This window comes from Solwaraspora sp. WMMD791 (assembly GCF_029581195.1).
In the GTDB taxonomy this organism is placed as follows: Bacteria; Actinomycetota; Actinomycetes; order Mycobacteriales; family Micromonosporaceae; genus Micromonospora_E.
The window spans coordinates 5418917-5440937 of the sequence record NZ_CP120737.1 but is presented as its reverse complement, the minus strand read 5'-3'; the positions used below and the strand labels follow the sequence as shown (position 1 = coordinate 5440937).

Here is a 22021-nt window from a genome sequence, read left to right as displayed (position 1 = left end):
CGGCCGGTCCCAGATGGCCGCCGGGTGGCTGCGTCACCTCGGCGGCGACGCGGTCGAGGTCCGCTCGGCCGGTTCGGCGCCGGCCGACACGATCAACCCGGCGGCGGTCGAGGCGATGCGCGAGGTCGGCATCGACATCACCGACCAGACCCCGAAGAAGCTGGAATGGGAAACGGCCGAGTCCTCCGACGTGATCGTCACGATGGGCTGCGGCGACGCCTGCCCCACGTTTCCCGGCAAGCGCTACGAGGACTGGGCGCTGACCGATCCGGCCGGCAAGGGTGTCGAGGCGGTCCGCCCGATCCGTGACGAGATCCGCCGCCGGGTCGAGGCACTGCTGGCCGAGCTGGTCCCGGCCGGGCAATCCGGCAGCTGACCCGCTGACCGTCAGCGGGTCAGCGGGTCAGCTGAACAGGGGCCGGACGGCGAAGTACATCAGCGCGCCGATGGTGCCCGCCGCCGGGAAGGTCAGGATCCAGGCGCCGACGATGTTGCCGGCGACGTTCCACCGGACGGCCGACAGCCGCTTGGTCACCCCGACGCCCATGATCGCCGAGGTGATGGTGTGGGTGGTGGAGATCGGCGCGCCGAGCACCAGGGCGTTGAAGTAGAGCACCGAGCTGGCGACGGTCTCGGCGGCGAAGCCTTCCGGCGGCCGCAGGTCGATGATCTTCCGACCGAGGGTACGGATGATCCGCCAGCCACCGGCGTAGGTGCCCAGCGCCAGCACGGTCGCCGAGGTCCAGAAGACCCACTCGGGGATGGTCTCGGCGTCGGACTGGTAGCCGCCGACGAACAGGGCCAGCACCACGATGCCGATGGTCTTCGCGGCGTCCTGCATGCCGTGCCCGACCGACATCGCCGCCGCCGAGATCGACTGGGCGATCCGGAAGCCCCGGTTGAGCTTGCCCGGCTGGCCGTTGCGGAAGATCCACTGCACGGCGAGCATGACGAGGAACCCGAGGACGAAGCCGACCATCGGGGAGAGCACCATCGGGATCACCACGTCGCCGGCGATGCCGCTCCACAGCACCGTGCCGGAGGCGGCGATGGTGGAGCCGACCAGGCCGCCGATCAGCGCGTGTGACGACGACGAGGGCAGGCCGAAGTACCAGGTGATCAGGTTCCAGGTGATCGCGCCGACCACGCCGGCGAAGACGATGCCGAGGCTGGAGACCCCGGCCGGCAGTTCGACCAGGCCGCTGCCGACGGTCTTGGCGACCTCGGCACCGAAGTGGGCACCGACGAAGTTGCCGACGGCGGCCATGAGCAGGGCGACCCGTGGGGTGAGCGCCCGGGTGGAGATGCTGGTGGCGATGGCGTTCGCCGCGTCGTGGAAACCGTTGGTGTAGTCGAAGACCATCGCAACGGTGATCACCGCGAGGACGGCGACGAGTTCGGGGCTCACGCGGCTCAGGACTCCTTGACCGCGATGGTCTCGACGGTGTTGGCCACGTGCTCGAAGGCGTCGCAGGCGGCCTCCAGCTCGTCGGCGACCTCCTTCATCTTCAGCACGGTCAGCGCGTCGTACTCGCCGGAGAAGAGCCGGACCAGCAGCATCCGGTACGCCCGGTCGCCCTCGTTCTCCAGCCGGTTGCACTCGATCCAGTAGTCCTCGAGGTCCTTCATCGCCCGCAGCCGGGGCATCCCGTCGGCGGTGACCCGGGCCTGCTGGTCGAGGACGGCGATCAGCTCGTGCATCTCCCGGGGCAGCGACGGCAGCTGGGTGAGCCCGTACAGGTAGAGCAGGCTGCCGACCGCCTCCAGGTGGTCCATCACGTCGTCGAGCTGGCTGCCCAGCCGGTAGATGTCCTCCCGGTCGAAGGGCGTGATGAATGCGGAGTTGATCTTCTTGTAGAGGTCGTGGGTGATCTGGTCGCTGTCGTGCTCGACCTCGGTCAGCCGCTCGCTGACCGACTGCACGTCGACCCCGGGCAGCGCCAGTTCGTTGAGCAGCTCGGTGCCCCGCACGAGATTCTGCGCGGCTTTGGTGAAGAGTTCGTAGAAGGCGCCCTCGATGGGGCGGAAGGAGAACTTCACGGCAGCAGACCTCGTCACGGATGGCGGAAACAGGGGCTGGCCACGGCGAACGATCCGCCGGCGCTGAGGGAATGCTAGGGAACCGTGAATCCCGTCTGCTACCGGCCCACCCCTGGTCACCGTATGGTCAGCTTTCGTTCATCTGCTGTTCACCTCTCCTGAATCACCAGACAGCGCAGCATCACCGGCCAGCAACCGGGCCTGTTCGTGCCGTAGGTCGACCGCGGCCGGCGGATAGCTCAGCCCCAGCGCGGCGAAGTGCTCCCGGACCAGATGGGTCAGCGCCCAGTCCCGGTACCACTTGCGGTCGGCGGGCACGACGTACCAGGGCGCGGCGTCGGTGGCACAGCGGCGCATCGCCTCGGCGTACGCGGCCTGGTACTCGGGCCACTTCGCACGGGCCGCCACGTCACCGGGATGGTACTTCCAGTGCTTGGTCGGATCGGTCAGCCGCGACATCAGCCGGGTCCGCTGCTCGTCGAAGGAGATGTGCAGGAACACCTTGATCAGCGTGTACCCCTCGTCGACCAGCTCGGCCTCGAAGGCGTTGATCTCGTCGTACCGGGGTCGCCAGACCTCCTCCGGGACCAGCTCGTCGACCCGGACCACCAGCACGTCCTCGTAGTGTGACCGATCGAACATCCCGACGTAGCCGGCGGCCGGCAGGGCCCGACGGATCCGCCACAGGAAGTGGTGGTCGAGCTCCTCCGGCGTCGGCGGCCCGAACGCCCGGATGTGCAGGCCGAGCGGGTTCATCGCGCCGGCCACCCGCTTGACGGCACCACCCTTGCCGCCGCAGTCCATCGCCTGCAGCACCAGCAGCACCCGCCGGTCGCCGAGACCCGCTACCGCCTGGGCGTACAGCATCTCCTGCTGGCGGGCCAGCTCGGCACCGAGCCGGCGGACCTCGTCGCGGGCCCACGCCTTGCGGTCCGGGCCGGTCACCGCCAACGGCGGCAGACCCGGCGTCGATCTCGGGTCGATCGCGGCCAGGTCGACCGGGCGGCCGGCACCGACCCGCAGCAGGTCCCGGATCGGTACGTCAGGATGGGCGTCAGCAGCAGTCATCCGACGATGATCGCGCAGTCACCGCCCGGTCGCCCACCTCCGAACGGGCCGGCGCACCGCCGGCCTGACGGCGCGGGTCGGGTCAGGAGACCAGCGCCAACCACTTGCGGTAGGCCGAGGCGAACGGCTCCGTACCGTCGTCGAGCGCGTCGAGCAGCCACCGGGCGGCGGCCCAGGCCGACTCCACCACGTCGTCCGGGTAGCCGTACCGGACCCGGTGCTCGGCGAACTCGTCCTCGTCGCGCAGCTCCACCAGGCCGGTCGCCCGGCGGCGCACCACATCAAGATCAAGATCAATCAGATGTACGGTGTCGGAGTCCTCCCACCGCGCCGGGCTCGCGATGTCGCAGTAGACCTCACTGGTACGCGGCGGCGGGTTGAACATGCAGGTCCACCACTGCTGGCGCGGCACCAGCAGCACGAACGGGATCTGCTCCACCGAGGGCCGACCATGGTAGATCGACCGGGTGCCCCGGTCCACACCCAGCCAGACGCCGAGATCGTCCTCGGTCAACCGGCGCGCCGGGTAGTCGCGGTGCGCCGAGCCGTCGTACTTGCGATAGACCACCCGCACGACATCGCTCGACATGTGACGCACCTTAACCGATGGGATCACGCCGGCAGGCAACGTGCAGGTGACACCCGGGTACACCGTGTGCCACGTTCCGCGTACCGTCAGCGACCCGCTGTGGACAACCCGCCGAGCGTCGCCGGCGGTCGGTACTGTCACCCGGTGACTCCCGCTCTGCCCACCACCGCCACGCCCGGACAGTCGACGCCGTCCCGCCCCGCCGGCCAGAGTCAGGGCCGGGGAGGCGGCCAGAGCAGCGGCCGGGGCAGCGGCCGGCCGAGCGCCGACGAGCTGCTCGCCGCCGCCGTCGGCGCGGTCCCCGGCGGCGCGGCCCGACCCGGCCAGCAGGAGATGACCGCGGCGATCGCCGACGCGGTCCGCAGCCGTACGCACCTGCTGGTGCAGGCCGGCACCGGCACCGGCAAGTCGCTGGCCTACCTGGCGCCGGCGTTGACCGTCGACGGCCCGGTGGTGGTCTCCACCGCCACCCTGGCGCTGCAGTCCCAGCTGGTCGAACACGACCTGCCCCGGATCGCCGACGCCGCCGAGCCGATCCTGCGCCGCCGACCGACGTTCGCCGTACTCAAGGGGCGGCACCACTACCTGTGCCTGGCCCGGCTGGAGGCCTCCGACGAAGAGGAGCCGGCCAACCTGTTCGACACCTCCGACGGCGGCGGGAGCAGCAACGGTGGCGGCGGTGGCAACGGTGGCATCCAGTGGCTCGGGGCCGCCGGCCGGCTCGGCAAGCAGGTCCAGCGGCTGCGCGACTGGGCGATGGAGACCGAGACCGGCGACCGCGACGAGCTGGACCCCGGCGTCGACGACACGGTGTGGCGGCAGGTGTCGATGCCGGCCCGCGAATGCGTCGGCGCCAGCCGCTGCCCGTACGGCGACGAATGCTTCGCCGAGGCGTCCCGGGCGCGGGCCCGGGAGGCCGACGTGGTCGTCACCAACCACAGCCTGCTCGCCGTCGACATGCTCGCCGGCCGGCAGATCGTGCCGCCGCACAAGCTGCTGATCGTCGACGAGGCCCACGAGCTGGTCGACCGGGTGTCGTCGGCCGCCCAGGCCGAACTGACCCCGGACGCCGTGGACCGGGCCGCCCGCCGGGCCCGGCCGCTGCTGCCGCCGGATACCGCCGAGGCGTTGACCGAGGCCGGCGACGCCCTCGCCGTCGGTCTCGCCGAAACCCCCGCCGGGCGGTTGACCACCGGGCTGCCGCAGCCGCTGCACGAGGCGTGCACCCTGCTGGAGGCGGCCACCCGGGCAGCCCTGGACAAGATCGGCGACATCAAGGCCGACGACCCGGACCCGGTGCGCAAGCAGCAGTCCAAGGCGGTGCTGGACGAGCTGTCGACGACCGCGCAACGGCTGCTCGACGAGGCCGAGCACGACGTGGCCTGGGTGGAGAAACCCGAAGGCCCGGCCGCCGGACGCCGGGCCCTGGTGGTCGCGCCGCTGTCCGTCGCCGGCACGCTGGCCACCCATCTGTACGCGGAGCGGACCGTCGTCGCCACCTCGGCGACGCTGACCCTCGGCGGCCGGTTCGACACCGTCGCCCGGTCGCTGGGTCTGGAGACCGTCGGCCCGGCCCCGACCGCCGAGGGCACCCGGCCGAGCATCCCGGGGCGCGCCGGGGCGGCGTCCGACGCCAAGGCCACCCTGCCGGTGCAGGTCACCGCCGAGGACCTGTCCTGGCGGTCGCTCGACGTCGGTTCCCCGTTCGACTACCCCAAGCAGGGCATCCTGTACGTCGCCGCGCACCTGCCCCGACCGACGGTCTCCGGGTTGCCGGCCCAGGCCGGGGAGGAGCTGCTGTCGCTGATCGGCACCCTTGGTGGCCGTACCCTCGGGTTGTTCTCGTCGCGACGGGCCGCGCAGCAGGCCGCGGAGCTGGTCCGGGCGCGGACCGGGCTCACCGTGCTGGTGCAGGGCGAACAGGCGCTGCCGCTGCTGGTCCGCCAGTTCCGGCAGGACCGGGCCAGCTGCCTGTTCGGGGTGATGTCGCTGTGGCAGGGCGTCGACGTGCCGGGCGACGCCTGCCAGCTGGTGGTGATCGACCGGCTGCCGTTCCCCCGCCCCGACGAGCCGTTGGCCGCCGCCCGCGCCGCCGCCGTCGACGCCACCGGCGGCTCCGGCTTCGCCGCCGTCAGCGTGCCGATCGCCGCCGTCCGCCTCGCCCAGGGTGCCGGCCGGCTGATCCGCGCGACCGGCGACCGTGGCGTGGTCGCGGTGCTCGACTCCCGGTTGGAGACCGCCCGCGGCTACGGCGCGTTCCTGCGCCGGTCGTTGCCGCCGTTCTGGTACACCACCCGCCCGGAGGTCGTCCAGGGCGCGCTCCGCCGGCTGGCCGCCAGCTGACCTGCTGCCAGCTGACCTGCCTTCGCTGGCCGGCCGGGTGTCACGCCGGCCAGCCGTCAGCGGCGGTCACGCCGGGTTCGCGCGGACCACGACGGTTTCCGGTGGTTCCGCTGGTTCCGGTGGTGGCGCGGCGACGTGCCGCCGGCGGGCCAGCCGGCGGACCGCCGTGTTGATCACCGCGATCAGCGGTACGGCGACCAGCGCGCCGACGATGCCGGCCAGCACCATGCCGGCGGTCACCGCCAGCACCACCGCCAACGGGTGGATCGCCACCGCACGGCCCATGATCAGCGGCTGCAGGACGTTGCCCTCCAACTGCTGCACCCCGATGACCACCCCGAGGATGATCAACGCGGTGACCCAGCCGCTGTCGACGAGCGCCACCAGGATCGCCACCGCGCCGGACAGGGTCGCCCCGACGATCGGGATGAACGCGCCGAGGAACACCAGTGCGGCCAGCGCGAACGCGAACGGGATGTCGAACAGCACCAGGAAGATGCCGATACCGACGGCGTCGATGAACGCCACGAGGACGGTCGCCCGCACGTAGGCGACCAGGGTGACCCAGGAGGCGCGGCCGGCGTCGTCGACCCGCCACCGGGCACCGGTCGGGAACAGCCCCACCAGGAACCGCCAGATCTTCTGACCGTCCCGGAGGAAGAAGAAGGTCGCGAAGAGCACCAGCAACGCACCGGTGAACAGCTCCACCACCGTGCCGGCGGTGGAGACCGCGCCGCTGGTCAACGTCTGGGTGTTCTCGTTGATCCAGTTCTGCCCGGACTCGATGTACTGGTCGAGCTGCCCGTCGGACATGTGCAGCGGACCGGTGCGCAGCCACTCCTGGATCTGGCTGATCCCAGCGGACGCCTTCACGCTCAGGTCCGGCAGGCCGGTGATGAACTCGTTGACCACCAGGGTCAACGTGCCGACGACGCCGGCCAGCCCGGCGATCAGCACCACGGCGGTGGCCAGGGTGCGCGGCACCCGGACCCGCAGCAACCAGCCGACCGCGGGTGCCAGCAGCGCGGCGAGCAGCAACGCCACCAGCAGCGGAATGACGACGATCCGGACGCTGCCGATGACCCGCAGCAGCGCCCAGCCGACGATGCCGATGACGAGCAGTCGCCACGACCAGGCGGCGGCGAGCCGCAGCGCGTGCGGCACGTCGGCGTCGTCGCGACTGCTGGTCGACAGGTGACCGTCACCCGGCGGGGGCACCTCGGCCACGTCGGCGCCGATCGGATCGAGCCCGTCGACGTCGGTGGTGCTGCCGCGCCGCGACCGCTCCCGCTCCCGCGCCGTACGCACCGACTGACGTCCGGCCTCGTACGCCTGGCGCAGCCGCCGTCTCATCTGCTGAAGCCGGCTCAAGCGCACCCCCTCTGATCTGTCCCAGCCTGGTACACGGTAGTCCTCAGCAGCCACGAATCGGCCCTAGCGCAGCCCTGATTCCTCCCGGATGTGCCCTGGACCATGCCCGGTTCAAACCGGAGCCGGACAACCGCAACCACCCGGAGTCGACCGACGATGCCCACGCGGTACGGTTCGGAACGTGACCGCCGACCCACCACACGACAACGGCCTGCCGATCCGCCTGCTGCACGACCGGGTGCTGGTCAAACTGGAAGGCGCCGAGGGCGAACGCCGCTCCACCGCCGGCATCGTCATCCCGGCCACCGCCTCGATGGGTCGCCGGCTGTCCTGGGCGACCGCGGTCGGCGTCGGCCCCAACGTACGGTCGATCGTCAACGGCGACCGGGTGCTGTTCGACCCGGAGGACCGTTCCGAGGTCGAGTTGCAGGGCCGCGACTACGTCCTGCTGCGCGAACGCGACGTGCACGCCGTCGCCGCCCGCCGCGTCGAACCCGACTCCACCGGCCTCTACCTCTGACTCTGCGCACCTCGGGCTCCGGCCGTTGACAATGGCGTTGATCCACTGCGCCCCATCGACTCGACACGCCGACACCACGTCAGATCACCCGCATCCGATCCAGAGTTGGACGTTGTCGATGCCTGGCGGCGGTGCTCGACGGCTTGGACGAGGAGTTCGAGCTTGTCGGCGTCGCGAGCGACGATCGCTTCGAGGGTTTCGCCGGCTTCGTACTCGGCGATAGCGATAACGTCAGCGGCGGCCGGTGTCGGCCGGGGACACCTGCGTGGCAAGCTGAAACGCCTTCCTCCATGGGAAGAGTGCCCGTCTGTCAGTGCCGGTGCCTGGCGGGTGTGGTGTCCAGTCGTCATCTGGTCCGGAGATGACGCATACACCTTCGGCGCGCAGGTCGGCGATGGAGCGTTGGTACGGAGTACGGCCGGCCAGGGCGGCGTTGACGAACGGTACGACGACGGTGGGGATTTTGCGTCCGATCAGTTCGGCGGTCGAGGTGAGCGGGTAGGTGTCGGTGATGCCGCTGGCGAGCTTGTTCACCGTGTTGTAGGTCGCGGGCGCGATGATCAGCGCGTCCACCGGCGGCATGGTTCGCCGGCCGCTGACGTCCGGAGTCTGGTAGGTGCTGCGTACGGGGTTGCCGGTCAGTTCGGTGATCGTGGCGGTGTCGATGAAGTCGAGTGCGCTGGTGGTGGCGACGACAGTCGTCGTCCACGATTGTTCCTGTGCCGCTTCAATGAGTTGGAGGATGTCGGCGGCGGGTCCAGCGCCGCATACGACGATCCGAAGGTGCCCTGAAGTCACCTCTGGGTTCCCTGCCACGGGACTCTCCTGGGACTGTTCGGATAGTCGTTTCGAACTGTACGCCCGCTGTGTCGATGCTGGCGTCACAGGCGCAGATGCCGCTGTACGGGCTGATCGTGGGACGCGGGAGCGGGTACCGTCGGACGTGGCGGCGCGCCGGGAGGTAGAGGCCCCGTCCGCGCCGCCGCCCAGCCTCTACCTGGGAGACGTCATGGATACGTTTGGATCGCGTCTGCGGGCGTACCGCGAACGTAGCGGCAAGACCCGAGCTGTGCTCGGCGGCTTGGTCGGCCGTAGCGCCGAGTGGGTCAAGGCGGTCGAATCGGGCAGGCTGCTCACCCCTCGCCTGCCGATGTTGCTGCGGTTGGCAGAAGTTCTGGACATCGATGATCTGTCGGCGTTGACGGGAGAGCAGTCGCTTCCGGTCGCCTCGGTCACCCGCGCTGGCCATCCCGCTGTCGACAGCGTTGCCGCTGCCGTGCAGCGGACCACCCTGCCGGCTGGCGATCCGTTGGCGGCTGCGGAACTGCGCGCCCGGGTGGATCACGCGTGGGCGGCCTGGCACCACGCGAGTGCGGAGCGCACGGCGGTCGCCGCGTTGTTGCCAGGTTTGCTCACGGACGCTCGCCTTGCGGCTCGCGGGCTGGACGGCGTCGATCGCAGGCGGGCCGCTGTCGAGCTTGCTCGTGTCTACCACCTGGTGCAGTTGTACGCGGCACACCAGCCGCAGCCGCAGTTGGTCTGGCTGGCGGCTGACCGGGCGATGCTCGCTGCGCAGGACGCTGACGATCCTGGCGCGATTGCCGCTGCCGCCTGGTACTACGCCCACGTGTACCGCTCCGACGGCGAGCCCGACGCGGCTGAGCAGGTGCTGCTCGACGCGCTCGATCTACAGGGCGGCGGTGACGGGGGCGGGGAGCAGATTGCCCGGTGGGGGCAGTTGCAACTTGGGCTGGCCCTGGGGCACGCCCGAGCCGGTCGCGCGGGGCAGGCCTGGCGGTACTGGGACTCGGCGGATGCGGCCGCGCGCCGACTCGGTCCCGGCTACGTGCATCCGTGGTTGATGTTCGGGTCCGTGGTCGTCGATGCGTTCGGGGTGACCCTTGGCATCGATCTGGTGCGCCCGGGTGACGCGGTGCGGCGGGCGGCGGCGGTCGACTACTCGGCGCTTCCGTCCCGGACCCGGCGGGCCGGTGGCCTGATTGACGCTGCGCGGGCTCACCTGATGCGACGGGACGAGGTTGCGGTAGTCCACCTGCTCGGACGGGCGCTACGCGAGTCGGTGGAGACCGTCCGGCATCAGCCGTACGCCCGGGGCATGGCCATGGAGCTTGCCGGGCGTACCGGGGTGGTGGGCGAAGACGCCCGGGAGTTGGCGTTGGCAATGGGTATCGACTGGTAGCTGTACCCCTGGTACAGGTTGTCCCTCTCCGATCCGTAACCGCTCGTAGCGTTCTGGACACGGCCTCGTCGTCGTTCGTGTAGTTCAGGCTGCGGCGGCGGGTGTCAGGGCGGCGGCTTCGGGGTTGTCGTGGAGAGCCACCTCGGGGTCGCCGCCCTTCCAACACACCGTTGAGGGGGCATCGTGTTCGGGAAGTGGTTTCAGCGTGCGGACGTGCCGGTGGATGTGGTGTATCCGGTGCCGGGTCGACGCCTATTCGCAGAGGTGAGCGCGTCTCCGCCGGATCGGCGGCCGGCGACTCGTACTGATCGGGCGTCGCGGCGGGGTGGTAACGCCGGCCGGCACTTCCTGCCGTGAGGACACCGGAGGCGGGGCGCGGGCCGGTGCATGAGCCGGTGCGGCCGTCGTGGTGGTGTGCGGTGTGTCCGGAGGGTACGCCGTGGCCGTGTCCGCCGGGTCGGGTGCAGTTGGCGGAGGCGTACGTGGGTGAGCCGGTCGCGTTGTCGGTGGACGTCGGTGAGTTGTTGCCGGTGGCGGCGCGGGAGGCGGGCATCACCGATGTGGTCGAGTTGTATGAGCGGTTTGTGGCGTGGACGTGGATCGACGCGGGAGGCCGGCGGTGACCGTGGGTGTGGGGCGTCGGGTGGCGCTGTGGCGGGTACGGCGTCGGATGACGCAGCAGGTGTTCGCGGATCGGATCGGCCGGTCGAAGAGCTGGGTCGACAAGGTCGAACGCGGCGTCCGGACCCTGGACAGGTTTTCGGTGATTCGGCAGGTCGCCGAGGTGCTGCGGGTCGACCCGGCGGAGCTGCTCGACGGCGGCGACGGTCGGCCGCAGACCGGCGACGCGACGGCCGGTGTCGACGCGGTCCGGGCGGCGCTGGCCAGCTACGACGTGTTCACCACTGGACCCGGCAACGTGTCGCCGACGCTGTCGGGGGAGGCGGTGCGGCGGGTGGAGCATGCGTGGGCGACGTACCGGCACGGCGACTATCCCCGACTGCTGCGGGCGGTGCCACAGTTGCTGGACACCGCCCGCCAACTCCACGGACACCAGCCGGAGCAGGGGGCGGAGTTGTTGGTGCAGGCGTACCGGGTCACCGCGCTGGTGCTGGTCAAGGTCGGTGAGCCGGACCTGGCCTGGCTGGCCGCCGACCGGGCGCTCGCCGCCGCCGGTGGCGATGTGGTGTCGGCCGGGTCGGCGGTGGTGCCACTCGCCCAGGCGCTGCGCGCTCTCGACCAGCCCCGACTGGCGATGGCGGCGACGATCACCGCCGCCGACCGGGTAGCCGCGTCAACTGAACAAGCCGCGTCGACCGGGCCCGAGCAGCGGGCGGTGTACGGGACGCTGCTGCTGCAGGCGGCCCTTGCCGCCGCCAGCTGCGGCGACAGCCACAGCAGCACCGAACTCCTCGGCCACGCCGCTGAGGTCGCCGGACAGGTCGGTGACGGGCAGGACTACCGCACCTCCACGTTCGGCCCAGCAGCCGTCGAACTCGCGCACGTCGTGGCAGCCGTCGATTCAGGCGACGCCCACCAGGCCGTACGCCGACACGACACCGCCACCAGCCGACAACTCTGGCAAGGACTACCCGCCGAACACCGGGCCGCGTACCTGCTCGACGCCGCCCGCGCCCACCTCGACGTCGGCGACGTCGCCGGAGCGGGACGGTGGCTCGTCGACGCCGACCGCGTCGCACCGGCTGAAATCCGCGCCCGACCCTCCGCCCGTACCCTCGTCGCTGAGATCGCCCGCACCGGAGGGCACGCCGCCGGCGTCGCCCGACTGGCCACGGCGCTCGGGCTCACCCGTTAGGGCATCCGGTCGTGAACCCGGGCGATCAGTCGGCTGCCAGTGGGTCTCGGCCAGGAGCTGTGTCATGCGTTCCTCGCAGCGTTTCCGGGCAGGTGACCAGTCGTAGGGCATCTTCGTAACTGCTTCGAAGGCGCTCATCCGAGGGCCCTTCTCCTCTGTCAGGTCGGCGTCGTCGATCTCGAAGAGCTGCTCCTCAGCCGCGCCCAACCCGGCTGCCTCGACTGCCCGGTCCAGGGCTATCTGGTGGGCGCATCGCTGTACGGCGAGTTCCTCCACCCGGGGGTCCTCGGGGTCCACACTGTCGTCCAGAGCCGCCTCGGCCGCGTCCAGACGCTCCTGCTCCGCCCGCAGATCAGGGTCGGTGGCAAGCACGATGAACACGCTGGCCTGGATGGCGGCGCCCAGCGGGCCGAAGATGCGTTCCGTGACCAGCAGCGCGTCCAGGTCGGCGGGGCGCAGTGCACCCGGCGGCAGGTGGGCGAGCCGGTCCGTGACCAGTTCGGAGAGCAGCCCCAGCGGGCTGCCCACGGCCTGAAGGCGTTGGACGGCCGCGCGTTGGCGTTTGATGTCGGCTTCCTTGGCGGCCAGGGTCTGCGCCAACCGGCCCAGCATCTCCCCGATGTCCCGGGTCTCCTCGAAGGCGGCCCGCATGTCGTCGAGGCTGATGCCGGCCTCCGCCATCTTGCGGATCCACAGCAGGCGGATCATGTCGTCGTAGCCGTAGCGGCGACGACCGTCCACGCCCCGCTCGGGCTCCGGCAACAGGCCGATCTGGTGGTAGTGGCGGATGGCGCGCGGCGTGGTCCCAGCGAAGACGGCCGCATCACCGATCTTGACCTGCCGGGGAGGCATGACGGAGGAGTACGTCACAGGCTGAGCCTTTCGTGCTGAGGTGTCTCGAGGAGACCACATACCACTACGGCATGTGCAACAACAGCAGCCAGGCGAGCCGACGCCGTCAGTTGGTCGGCGGGTCGTAGTGGCCGGGCCGGACCTGGTAGTCCGACGGCGGACGGTACTCCGGCGGCGGCTGGCCATAGCCGGGCGGCGTGCCGTGACCCGGTGGTGTGCCGTAGCCAGTGGGTGGGCCGTAACCCGGCGGTGTGCCGTAGCCAGTGGGTGGGCCGTAGCCGGGCGGGGGCCCGTAGCCGGGCGGCGGTGCGCCGTAGTAGCCAGGAGGCGGTGGGCCGTAGCCGGTCGGCGGGCCGTAACCGGGCGGCGGGGACGGCGGGGATCCGCCGTACGGCCAGCCCGGCTGACCGCCGTAGGCGTACACCGGCGGGGGCGGTGGCGGTGGCGCGGTCAGCACCACCGGGATCGGCACCACCGGCTCGTCCGGGGCGTCGACCGGCCGCGTCACGCCGTCCGGGAAGGCCATCTGGTAGCGCTCGCCGTCCCAGGTCGCCGCCGGGGCCTGCGGATCGCGGCCGACGAACACCTGCCGGTAGCCGGCCAACGCGGTCAGCAGCCGGTGTTCCTCCTTGGCGTGCCGGGCCAGCTGCTTCGGGGTGGACTCCAGCCCACGGATCAGCGAGTCCCGCTGCAGCGCGAGCTTCGTCGCACCGGCCTGGAAGTCCCGCATCGCCCGCAGGCCGGGATCACCGGCGACCCGTCGCGCCCACCGCCGCGCGGAGTGCCGCCGGCCGAGGCTGCCCAGCGCGGCCACCTCCGGCGGGGTGAACCAGCCGGCGCGGACGTAGTCGGGCAGCACCCGTTCGGTGAGCCGGCCTTCCCAGCTGCGCAGCCACACCGCCAGGCCGACCATGCCGAAGAAGATCGGCACCATCAGCCCGATGTAGCCGTACAGCAGGATGAGGGTCTGCCCGGTCGCCTCGACCAGGGTCGGGATCAGGTTCCAGGCACCGTGCAGCATCATCGCCAGCAGCAGGCCGGCGGTCGGGGCGAGGACCCGGATGCGGCGGTCGGCGGTACGGGCGGCGATGCCCAGCCCCACGCCGGCCATCGAGGTGAACAGCGGATGGGCGAACCCGGTGAACAGGATCCGGACGATGAAGATGGCGAAGACGTTCTGCGCGCCGGTCGCCGGGCCGTACTGTTCGGCGCCGGCGGCGTAGCCGTACCCGCCGAGGTAGAGGATGTTCTCCACCATCGCGAAGCCGATCGCCGACATGCCACAGTAGACGATGCCGTCGGTGATGCCGGACCATTCGCGGCGGCGGGTCAGCAGCAGCAGGATCGGGCCGAGGGTCTTCGTCAGCTCCTCGATGAACGGGGCGACCAGCACCGCCACCAGCGCTTCCGAGTAGCCCAGGTTGTAGAGCAGATCCGCCGAGAAGTTGTTCACGTTCAGCGAGGCGTACGTGGAGACGAACGCGCCCCAGGCGAAGCAGAAGGCGAGGTAGCGCACCGGCTCCGGTTCGTAGCGGTCCAGCCACAGGAAACAGGCGACCAGCACCGGTACGGGCAGCACCGCCGCGATGACGCCGACGGTCAACGCGACCGGGCCGAGCGCCGTACCCAGGTAGACCAGGATGGCGACGCCGCAACCGGCGATCAGCACCACGATGCCGGCCAACGCCAGCCAGCGCAGCCAGACGCTGCGCCGCAGCCGACCGGCCGGCACCGCCTCGTCGGCCGGGGCCTGGGCCGCCTCGGCTTCAGCCGAGGCAGCCGCGACCGGCTCGGCTTCAGCCGTGGCGGGCGGGGCCGGCTCGACCGCCTCAGTCGGCCCGGTCGCCTCGGTCTCGGTCGGGTCCGTGCGGGGACGCTCCGGCGCGGAACCGCCGGACTGAGAGTCGACCATTGTGTCAGCCTAACCAGCCCGGTCCCACCGCGTGGATCACGTCTGCTCGTTGGCCGTCACGTCGCGGCCGAACGCCTCGCCGACCAGCCGTTCGACCTCGTCCGGCGCGATGCCGCTGGCCCGGACCAGATCGCTCGCGGTGGCCCGGATCTGGGCGACCACGACGGAGCCGTTGAAGCCGACTCCCGACTCGTACGCCTCGGCGGCGCAGCGGGCCGCGTCCAGGGCCCGCCGCCGGGTCCGGGCCGGGTCGGCGCCGGCGTCGAGTTCGTACCGCAGGGTGCGGACCGCCTCGCCGAGGTGGCAGATCGCCGGCGGCAGGCTCGGCGGCACCGGCTCCTGGTCGGTCAGGATCGACACCACCCGTCGGGCCAGCACCCGGGAGTTCCGCAGACCACGGGTCAGGTACTCGGCGCTCTCCGCGTACTGGGCCAGAGGGGCGCGGGCCCGCCAGCGGGCCGGTGCCAGCACCGCGGTCTCGTGCCCGGCGTGGACGGCGTCACGGAACGCGGAGAGTTCCTTCTCGGCGTCGTGCAGCCGTTGGGAGGCGGCTCGGGCGCGGCGGCGGTCTCCGGCGGCCAGCGCGTCGCCGGAGCGGATCAGCATGTCGGCCAGGATGTCGAGCGCCGGGTCGGCGGCGCGGCGCACGATGGTCAGCGGGTTCAGCGGCAGCAGCAGGATCAGCACCACCAGCCCGACCAGGCCGCCGACCAGGGCGTCGATAAACCGGTCCGGGTAGAAGCTCTGGGTCGTCGGCAGGAGGGTGGCGACCAGGACACCTGAGGACGCCGACTGGGTGACCAGGGCCGATCCGCCGCCGAGGAAGACGGCGGCGATCACCGCGAGCGGCACGATCAACGCCAGCTGCCAGGTGCCGGTGCCGATGGTCAGGATGATGGCGTCGCCGACGGCGATCCCGATGGCGACGCCGACGACCAGTTCGGCGGTACGTTTCAGCCGCTGGCCGATGGACGCGCTGAGGATGACGACCGCCGAGATCGGGGCGAAGATCGGCAGCTCGTGGCCGATGACCCGGTGGGAGATGAACCAGGCGATGGCGGCCGCCAGACCGGCCTGCAGGGCGAGGACGATGTTGGCGCGGACCCGTTCCGAGCGTTCCCGGAACTCCATCGACGCCCGGCTGCGGGTCACGGTCAGGATCGCGGCGAGGCGCGGGCTCGCCGCCGGGCGGGGCGACTTTCCGGCGACGGCCATGCGCGCAGCGTACCCAGCAGAACCGCCCTAATCGGCTCATACTCACATATACCCCGGCGCATGCGGCGTCCCGCGCTGGTCGAGGCACCGCCCGGCTGGCTAGCCTGCGACCATGTCCGACCTCATCGACGCCCTCCGCGCGGTGCTGCCCGACGGTGCGGTGCTGACCGACCCCGACCTGCTGCGCGGCCACCAACGCGACGAGGCGGACCTCTGCGCCGCCGGCACCCCCGCCGTCGTGGTCCGGCCCCGCACGACCGCCGAGGTGGTCGCCACCGTCGGCGTCGCCGCCCGGTACGGCGTACCGGTGGTGCCGCAGGGTGCGCGGACCGGGCTGGCCGGCGCGGCGAACGCGGTCGACGGCGCGGTGGTCGTCTCCACCGTCGCGATGGACACCATCGTCGACGTCGACCCGGTCAACCGCACCGCCGTCGTCCAGCCCGGCGTGGTCAACGCCACGCTCGCCGCCGAGGTCGGCCGGCACGGGCTGCGCTACCCGCCGGACCCCGGATCCTGGGAGTCGTCCACCATCGGCGGCAACGTCGCCACCAACGCCGGCGGCATGTGCTGCGTCAAGTACGGCGTGACCAGCGAGTACGTCATCGGCCTCGAAGTGGTCCTGGCCAGCGGCGAGGTGCTGCGGACCGGCCGGCGCACCGCCAAGGGGGTCGCCGGCTACGACCTGACCCGGCTGTTCGTCGGCTCCGAAGGAACCCTCGGGGTGATCACCGAGGTGACCGTCGCGCTGCGGCCGGCCGCCGACACCGCCCTCACCCTCGTCGCCGTCTTCGACTCCACCACCGCCGCCGGTGCCGCCGTCGCCGACATCGCCGCCGGTGGGCTCAGCCCCAGCCTGCTGGAGCTGCTGGACCGCACCCACCTGGCGGCGATCGAGGCGTACCGGCCGATGGGGCTGCGCACCGACGCCGCCGCGCTGCTGCTCGCCTCGGTCGACACCGGCACCGCCGCCAGCGCCGACCTGGACCGCCTCGCCCAGGTCTGCACCGCCGCCGGGGCCGCCGAGGTGTACGCCGCCAGCGACGCGGTCGAGGCCGCCGCCCTGCTGCAGGCCCGCCGGCTGGCCCACCCGGCGATGGAACGCTTCGCCGCCCGGACCTTCCCCGACGGCAACGGCGGGCTGATCATCGACGACGTGGCGGTGCCCCGCTCGGCGCTGGCCCGGATGCTCGACGGGGTGGCCGCGATCGCCACGGCCCACGAGGTGCCGATCGGGGTGGTCGGGCACGCCGGCGACGGCAACCTGCACCCCAACATCGTGGTCGACCGGGCCGACCCGCAGAGCCTGGCCCGGGGCCGGGCCGCGTTCGACGCGATCATGCGGCTCGGCCTCGACCTCGGCGGCACCTGCACCGGCGAACACGGCGTCGGACTGCTCAAACGGGACTGGCTGGCCGAAGAGATCGGCCCGGTCGGGATGCGGGTGCACCGGGCGATCAAGCAGGCACTCGACCCGACCGGCCTGCTCAACCCCGGCAAGCTGCTCTGACCGGCTCGGCGCAGACGCCGGCCGTCAGCTCCTGACCGGCCCCGATCCCGACCCGTTCAGCCGGTGGCGATGCCGGTGTCCGTCGGCCAGTCCACACCCCGGTCGGCGGCGAAGCCCCGCACGTCGGCGGCACCGAGCCGGGCCGCGTCCGCCGTCGCGTCGTCCGGCATCCGCTGCGACTGCAACTCGGCCGCCACCCGCGCCTGGTAGTGCTCCACCTCCCGGGCCCGGACCGCGTCGTCCCAGCCGAGCGCCCGGCCCATCACCTCAGCGGTGTGCTCGGCCGAGTCGTCCCCCCGGTGCGGCGTCTCGATCGAGATCCGGGTCCGCCGGGTCAGCACGTCGTCCAGGTGCAGCGCGCCCTCGGCGCGGGCGGCGTACGCGATCTCGGCGGCCAGGTACTCCGGGGCCCCGGAGACCGGGCTGGCCAGCAGCGGATCGTCCCGGATCAGCGCCAGCAGCTCCACCGCGAGGGTGCCGTACCGCTCCAGCAGATGCTCCAACACCCCGACCGGTACGCCGTTGCGGCGGGCCACGTCCGCCCGGTCCCGCCACATGGCGGTGTAGCCGTCCGCGCCGAGCAGCGGCAGCTGCGCGGTCCGCGACGGCCGGGTCACCCCGAGCCGGGCCGCCGCCCGGTCCACCACGTCGGCGGCCATCACCCGGTACGTCGTGTACTTGCCGCCGGCCACCAGCAGCAGCCCGAGCATCGGCTCGACCACCGCGTGCTCCCGGGACAGCCGCGACGTGGAGTCCGCCTCGCCGGCCAGCAGCGGTCGCAGCCCGGCGTACACGCCCTCGATGTCGCGCGGCGTCAACGGCCGGTCCAGCACCGTGTTCACCTGGTCCAGCAGGTAGCCGATGTCACGGTCCGAGGCCGCCGGGTGCGACCGGTCGAGCCGCCAGTCGGTGTCCGTGGTGCCGATGATCCAGTGCCCGCCCCAGGGGAGCACGAACAACACCGACGTGGCGGTACGCAGGATCAGCCCCGCCTCACCGGTGATCGCCGACCGGGGCACCACCAGGTGCACGCCCTTCGACGCCCGTACCCGCAGACCAGGCCGGACCCCGACGTCGCCGAGCATCCGCGACACGTCGTCGCTCCACACCCCGGTGGCCGCGATCACGGTGCGGGCCCGTACCTCGAACTCGGCGTCCGGATCCCCGGGCCGGGCCTCCATGTCCCGCACCCGGACCCCGGTCACCTCGCGGGCCTGCCGCAGCAGGCCGACGACGCGGGCGCTGGTCACCGTGGCCGCGCCCAGACTCGCGGCGGTACGGGCCAGCGTCACGACCAGCCGGGCGTCGTCGACCTGGCCGTCGTAGTAGCGGATCGCGCCGGCCACCACGTCCGGCCGCAGGCTCGGGAAGACCCGCCGGGCCCCTTCGCGGGACAGGTGCTGGTGCAGCGGCATGCCCCGGCCGCCGCCGAAGACGCCGGCGAACACGTCGTACGCGGCGACACCCGCCCCGTAGTAGGCCCGCCGCCAGGCCCGGCCGGGCAGCGCCCGCACCCCGGCGGCGTCGCCGTGCGGCAACGGCACCAGGATCGGCACCGGCCGGACCAGATGCGGCGCGATCCGGGTGGCCAGCAGGCCACGCTCAGTGAGCGCCTCGTGGACCAGGCCCAGCTCCAACTGCTCCAGGTAGCGCAGGCCGCCGTGGATCAGTTTGCTGGACCGGCTGGAGGTGCCGGCGGCGTAGTCACGCGCCTCGATCAGGGCGACCTTCAGACCACGGGAGGCGGCGTCCAGGGCGGCACCGGCGCCGGTCACGCCACCGCCGATCACCAGGACGTCGAACCGCTCACTACGCAGCCGACGCAGGTCGGCGGCGCGGCGGGTCACGGACAGCTGGCCGGCGGCATACCGGGAAACGGCAGGGTCACGCACCCGTCCACGGTAACCGCCCGCCTATCGTGGCGAGCATGTCGCAGGCCCCCGGATTTCCCGGACACCCCTTCCCCGGCCACCCCTACCCGGTCTCGCCCTACCCGGCGCCAGCCCCCGCCCCGGGCCCGTGGCCGGTGATCGCCGCCGTCGCCGTCGGGCTCTGGTCACTGGGCGTCACCGTGCTGGCGCAGGCCGGCGGCTGGCTCACCGACCAGGTCCTGCTCGCCAGCGGCCTGCCCCGGCCGGCGGTCGTCTGGCCGCTGATCGGTCTCGGCAACGCGCTGCTGGTCGGGGTGCCGGCGATGCTGCTGGCCCTGGTCCCCCGGTCGACGGCGGTCCGGGCCACCGGCCGCGCCTGGCTGGTCGGCGCGTTCGCGCTCGCCGGGTTCGGGCTGATCCGGGCGCTTCCCGGCGCGCGGCACGAGCTGTACCTGCTGCTACTCGCCGCGCTGGCCGCCGGTGGCGCACTGCTGCTGCGGGCGTTACGCCGCCGCACCGCCACCGCTGAAGCCGCCGCCGCTGAAGCCGGGGCCACTGAAGCCGGGGCCGAGACCGAAGCCGCCGCCGGGGCCGCGCCGGAACCGGCCGCCGGGCGGGACCGGCTGACGCCGACACTGATCGCCGTCGCGGCCGGGCTGGTCATGCTGGTCCCCTGGCTCTGGCTCGGTGCGCTCGGCGGGGCCATGGAGACCGTGCTGGCGCTCGTCGCGGCGGCCGCCGTCGGCTGGTACGCCGTCGAACTGCTACCGCCCGGCTACTGGTCGGCGATCGGCGACACCGCGCGCGGCCCGTCAGCGGTACGGACCGTGCTGGCCGGCGGCACGGTCGCCGGGGTCGGCCTGGCACTGCTCGCCGCCGGGGTCGGCCAGCCCGGGGTGCAGCTGGTCGCCCTGCTGGCCGTGCCGCCGATCGGCTACGCCGCCGCCGCGATCGTCTGGGCCACCCGCCGGACCGGCGCCGAGTCGGCCGGCGGCGAGTCGGCCGGCGGCGAGTCGGCCGGCGGCGACGCAGCAGGCACCGATCGGGCCGGCAGCAGCCTGGCCGGCAGCGCCCCGGTCGGCGTACTGGTCGGGTCGACCGTCGTCGGACCGCTCGCCTTCCTCGACGGCGAGGAGATCTCCCTGCTGCTGATCGGCCGGGACCTGCCGTTCTGGGCGGCGGTCGGAGCCGGCGTGGCGTGGGCGCTCGGCGTCGTACTCAGTCTGATCCTCGGCGTCGGACTCGGCCGGGCCGGCGCCGGGCGGCTGGGCAGCGCGCCGGCCGGAGCCTCGCCGGCCGGAGCCTCGCGGCCGCGCCGGATCGTCGCGGCCGTACTGGTCGCGGTCCTGGCAGCGACCGGTACGGCGGTGTACCTCACCGCCGGGCAACCCGGCCTGTACGGCGAACGCCTCTTCGTGGTGCTGCGCGAACAGGCCGACCTGTCCGACGTGACCCGGTCCACCGGGCCGGCCGGCCGCGACGCCCGGATCGGCGAGGTCTACCGCCGGCTGGTCGACACTGCCGAGTCCAGCCAGGCCGACCTGCGGGCCGACCTCGACCGCTGGGGCCTGTCGTACACCCCGTACTACCTGGTCAACGCGATCGAGGTGGACGGCGGAGCGGCGGTACGGGCGTGGTTGTCGCGCCGGGCCGACGTCGACCGGGTGCTGCTCAGCCCGCAGCTGCGGCCGCTGCCCGCCCCGGTCTCCGGCGACGGCGGCGACGAACCGGCCCCGCAGACGCCGCAGTGGAACATCACGATGCTCGGCGCCGACCGCGTCTGGTCCGAGCTCGACGTCGACGGGGCCGGGATCGTCGTCGGCTCCTCTGACTCCGGAGTGGACGGTGCGCATCCGGCGCTGGCCGAGGGGTTCCGGGGCGGCGAGGACTCCTGGTACGACCCGTGGAACGACACCCGTACGCCGACCGACAACAACGGGCACGGCACCCACACGCTCGGCTCGGCGGTCGGTGACACCTCCATCGGGGTGGCCCCCGGCGCCTCCTGGGTGGGCTGCGTCAACCTCGACCGCAACCTCGGCAACCCGGCCCGCTACCTGGACTGCCTGCAGTTCATGCTGGCACCGTTCCCGGCCGGCGGGGATCCGCTGCGCGACGGGCGACCGGAGCGGGCACCGCACGTGCTGACGAACTCGTGGGGCTGCCCCGAGCTGGAAGGCTGCGACCTGACCTCACTGGCTCCGGCGACGCAGGCGCTCGCCGCCGCCGGGCTGATGGTGGTGGCCGCCGCCGGCAACACCGGCCCGTTCTGCGGCTCGGTCGACGACCCACCGGCCCCGTACGCCGACGTGCTGACCGTCGGCGCGGTCGACAGCGACCGTACGGTGACCGAGTTTTCCAGCCGGGGACCGGCGCCGCAGGGCGACGTCAAGCCGGACCTGGTCGCCCCCGGCGCGGCGGTGCTGTCGGCGATGCCCGGCGGCGGGTACGCGGCCCTCGACGGCACGTCGATGGCGGCACCGCACGTCGCCGGCGTGGTGGCGCTGATGTGGTCGGCCAACCCCGCGCTGATCGGCGACCTGGAGCGCACCGACGAAATCCTGCGGCAGACCGCCGGCGACGCGTCGACCGGGTTCGCCGACCCTTGCGGGGACCGGGCGAACCTGACCGGAGCCGGGCTGGTCGACGCCTACGCCGCGGTCCAGGCCGCGCAGGCAGCCGGTTAAGGTCGACGGTCGTGGAACGCGACACATCCT

At 72.5% G+C, this 22021-nt stretch carries 17 protein-coding genes and 2 pseudogenes; 8 read left to right on the top strand and 11 right to left on the bottom strand.

Features of this window, described 5'->3' with window-relative positions; genetic code table 11:
* Positions 1-13 precede the first annotated feature (13 nt).
* The gene (locus tag O7623_RS24305) at positions 14-376 is read left to right on the top strand and encodes an arsenate reductase ArsC (RefSeq protein WP_282229538.1); all 363 of its coding nucleotides are present in this window, start codon (positions 14-16) and stop codon (positions 374-376) included.
* Between the two features lie 27 nt (positions 377-403).
* On the opposite strand, the gene O7623_RS24300 is transcribed toward O7623_RS24305, so the two are convergent.
* From O7623_RS24300 to O7623_RS24285, 4 genes are all read right to left on the bottom strand, one after another.
* Entirely contained in the window at positions 404-1408 is a 1005-nt protein-coding gene (locus O7623_RS24300; protein ID WP_282225304.1) for an inorganic phosphate transporter, read from the bottom strand.
* Positions 1409-1413: 5 nt separating this feature from the next.
* Entirely contained in the window at positions 1414-2040 is a 627-nt protein-coding gene (locus O7623_RS24295; protein ID WP_282225303.1) for a DUF47 family protein, read from the bottom strand.
* Positions 2041-2178: 138 nt separating this feature from the next.
* Positions 2179-3108, bottom strand: a complete 930-nt coding sequence (locus O7623_RS24290; protein ID WP_282225302.1) for a PPK2 family polyphosphate kinase — start codon at positions 3106-3108, stop codon at positions 2179-2181.
* An 82-nt stretch (positions 3109-3190) separates the two neighbouring features.
* Positions 3191-3697 (bottom strand): DUF402 domain-containing protein, encoded by a 507-nt coding sequence (locus tag O7623_RS24285; protein ID WP_282225301.1) that lies wholly within the window; start codon positions 3695-3697, stop codon positions 3191-3193.
* Positions 3698-3853: 156 nt separating this feature from the next.
* Here O7623_RS24285 and O7623_RS24280 point away from each other — a divergent pair, with 156 nt between their 5' ends.
* The gene (locus O7623_RS24280) at positions 3854-6040 is read left to right on the top strand and encodes an ATP-dependent DNA helicase (RefSeq protein WP_348775173.1); all 2187 of its coding nucleotides are present in this window, start codon (positions 3854-3856) and stop codon (positions 6038-6040) included.
* Between the two features lie 66 nt (positions 6041-6106).
* On the opposite strand, the gene O7623_RS24275 is transcribed toward O7623_RS24280, so the two are convergent.
* Positions 6107-7393 carry an AI-2E family transporter gene (locus tag O7623_RS24275; RefSeq protein ID WP_282225300.1) on the bottom strand — a complete coding sequence of 429 codons (1287 nt, stop codon included), beginning with the start codon at positions 7391-7393 and terminating at the stop codon, positions 6107-6109.
* A gap of 199 nt (positions 7394-7592) precedes the next feature.
* Here O7623_RS24275 and O7623_RS24270 point away from each other — a divergent pair, with 199 nt between their 5' ends.
* A complete protein-coding gene (locus O7623_RS24270) occupies positions 7593-7931 on the top strand; it encodes a co-chaperone GroES (RefSeq protein WP_282225299.1) in 339 nt (112 codons plus the stop codon).
* A 96-nt stretch (positions 7932-8027) separates the two neighbouring features.
* Here the strand turns inward: O7623_RS24270 and O7623_RS31400 are convergent.
* Together O7623_RS31400 and O7623_RS24265 are read right to left on the bottom strand one after the other, a co-directional pair.
* Positions 8028-8167: pseudogene (locus O7623_RS31400) on the bottom strand (HD domain-containing protein); the annotation flags it as partial.
* Complete coding sequence (locus tag O7623_RS24265) at positions 8163-8729, bottom strand: flavoprotein (protein ID WP_282229536.1); 567 nt, start codon at positions 8727-8729, stop codon at positions 8163-8165. The gene O7623_RS24265 and the pseudogene O7623_RS31400, both read right to left, overlap by 5 nt.
* A gap of 211 nt (positions 8730-8940) precedes the next feature.
* Between O7623_RS24265 and O7623_RS24260 the strand changes: the two genes are divergently transcribed.
* The 3 genes from O7623_RS24260 (at position 8941) to O7623_RS24250 (ending at position 11947) form a co-directional block, all read left to right on the top strand.
* Positions 8941-10131, top strand: a complete 1191-nt coding sequence (locus O7623_RS24260; RefSeq protein WP_282229535.1) for a helix-turn-helix transcriptional regulator — start codon at positions 8941-8943, stop codon at positions 10129-10131.
* 482 nt (positions 10132-10613) lie between these two features.
* Positions 10614-10754 (top strand): hypothetical protein, encoded by a 141-nt coding sequence (locus tag O7623_RS24255; protein WP_282225298.1) that lies wholly within the window; start codon positions 10614-10616, stop codon positions 10752-10754.
* Complete coding sequence (locus tag O7623_RS24250) at positions 10751-11947, top strand: helix-turn-helix domain-containing protein (RefSeq protein WP_282225297.1); 1197 nt, start codon at positions 10751-10753, stop codon at positions 11945-11947. The genes O7623_RS24255 and O7623_RS24250 overlap by 4 nt, the downstream gene beginning before the upstream one ends.
* 645 nt (positions 11948-12592) lie before the next feature.
* Here the strand turns inward: O7623_RS24250 and O7623_RS24245 are convergent.
* From O7623_RS24245 to O7623_RS24235, 3 genes and pseudogenes are all read right to left on the bottom strand, one after another.
* Positions 12593-12799: pseudogene (locus O7623_RS24245) on the bottom strand (MerR family transcriptional regulator); the annotation flags it as partial.
* 106 nt (positions 12800-12905) lie between these two features.
* On the bottom strand, positions 12906-14711 hold the full coding sequence (locus tag O7623_RS24240; protein WP_282225296.1) for a PrsW family intramembrane metalloprotease: 1806 nt from the start codon (positions 14709-14711) through the stop codon (positions 12906-12908).
* A gap of 36 nt (positions 14712-14747) precedes the next feature.
* The gene (locus O7623_RS24235; RefSeq protein ID WP_282225295.1) at positions 14748-15926 is read right to left on the bottom strand and encodes an FUSC family protein; all 1179 of its coding nucleotides are present in this window, start codon (positions 15924-15926) and stop codon (positions 14748-14750) included.
* 112 nt (positions 15927-16038) lie between these two features.
* On the opposite strand from O7623_RS24235, the gene O7623_RS24230 reads away from it, so the two are divergent.
* Positions 16039-17433, top strand: a complete 1395-nt coding sequence (locus tag O7623_RS24230; protein WP_282225294.1) for an FAD-linked oxidase C-terminal domain-containing protein — start codon at positions 16039-16041, stop codon at positions 17431-17433.
* A 56-nt stretch (positions 17434-17489) separates the two neighbouring features.
* Here O7623_RS24230 and O7623_RS24225 read toward each other — a convergent pair whose 3' ends face one another.
* Positions 17490-19325, bottom strand: coding sequence for a glycerol-3-phosphate dehydrogenase/oxidase (locus O7623_RS24225; RefSeq protein WP_282225293.1), 1836 nt, complete (start codon positions 19323-19325; stop codon positions 17490-17492).
* Positions 19326-19360: 35 nt separating this feature from the next.
* Here O7623_RS24225 and O7623_RS24220 point away from each other — a divergent pair, with 35 nt between their 5' ends.
* Complete coding sequence (locus tag O7623_RS24220) at positions 19361-21991, top strand: S8 family serine peptidase (protein WP_282225292.1); 2631 nt, start codon at positions 19361-19363, stop codon at positions 21989-21991.
* The last annotated feature ends 30 nt before the right edge of the window (positions 21992-22021 follow it).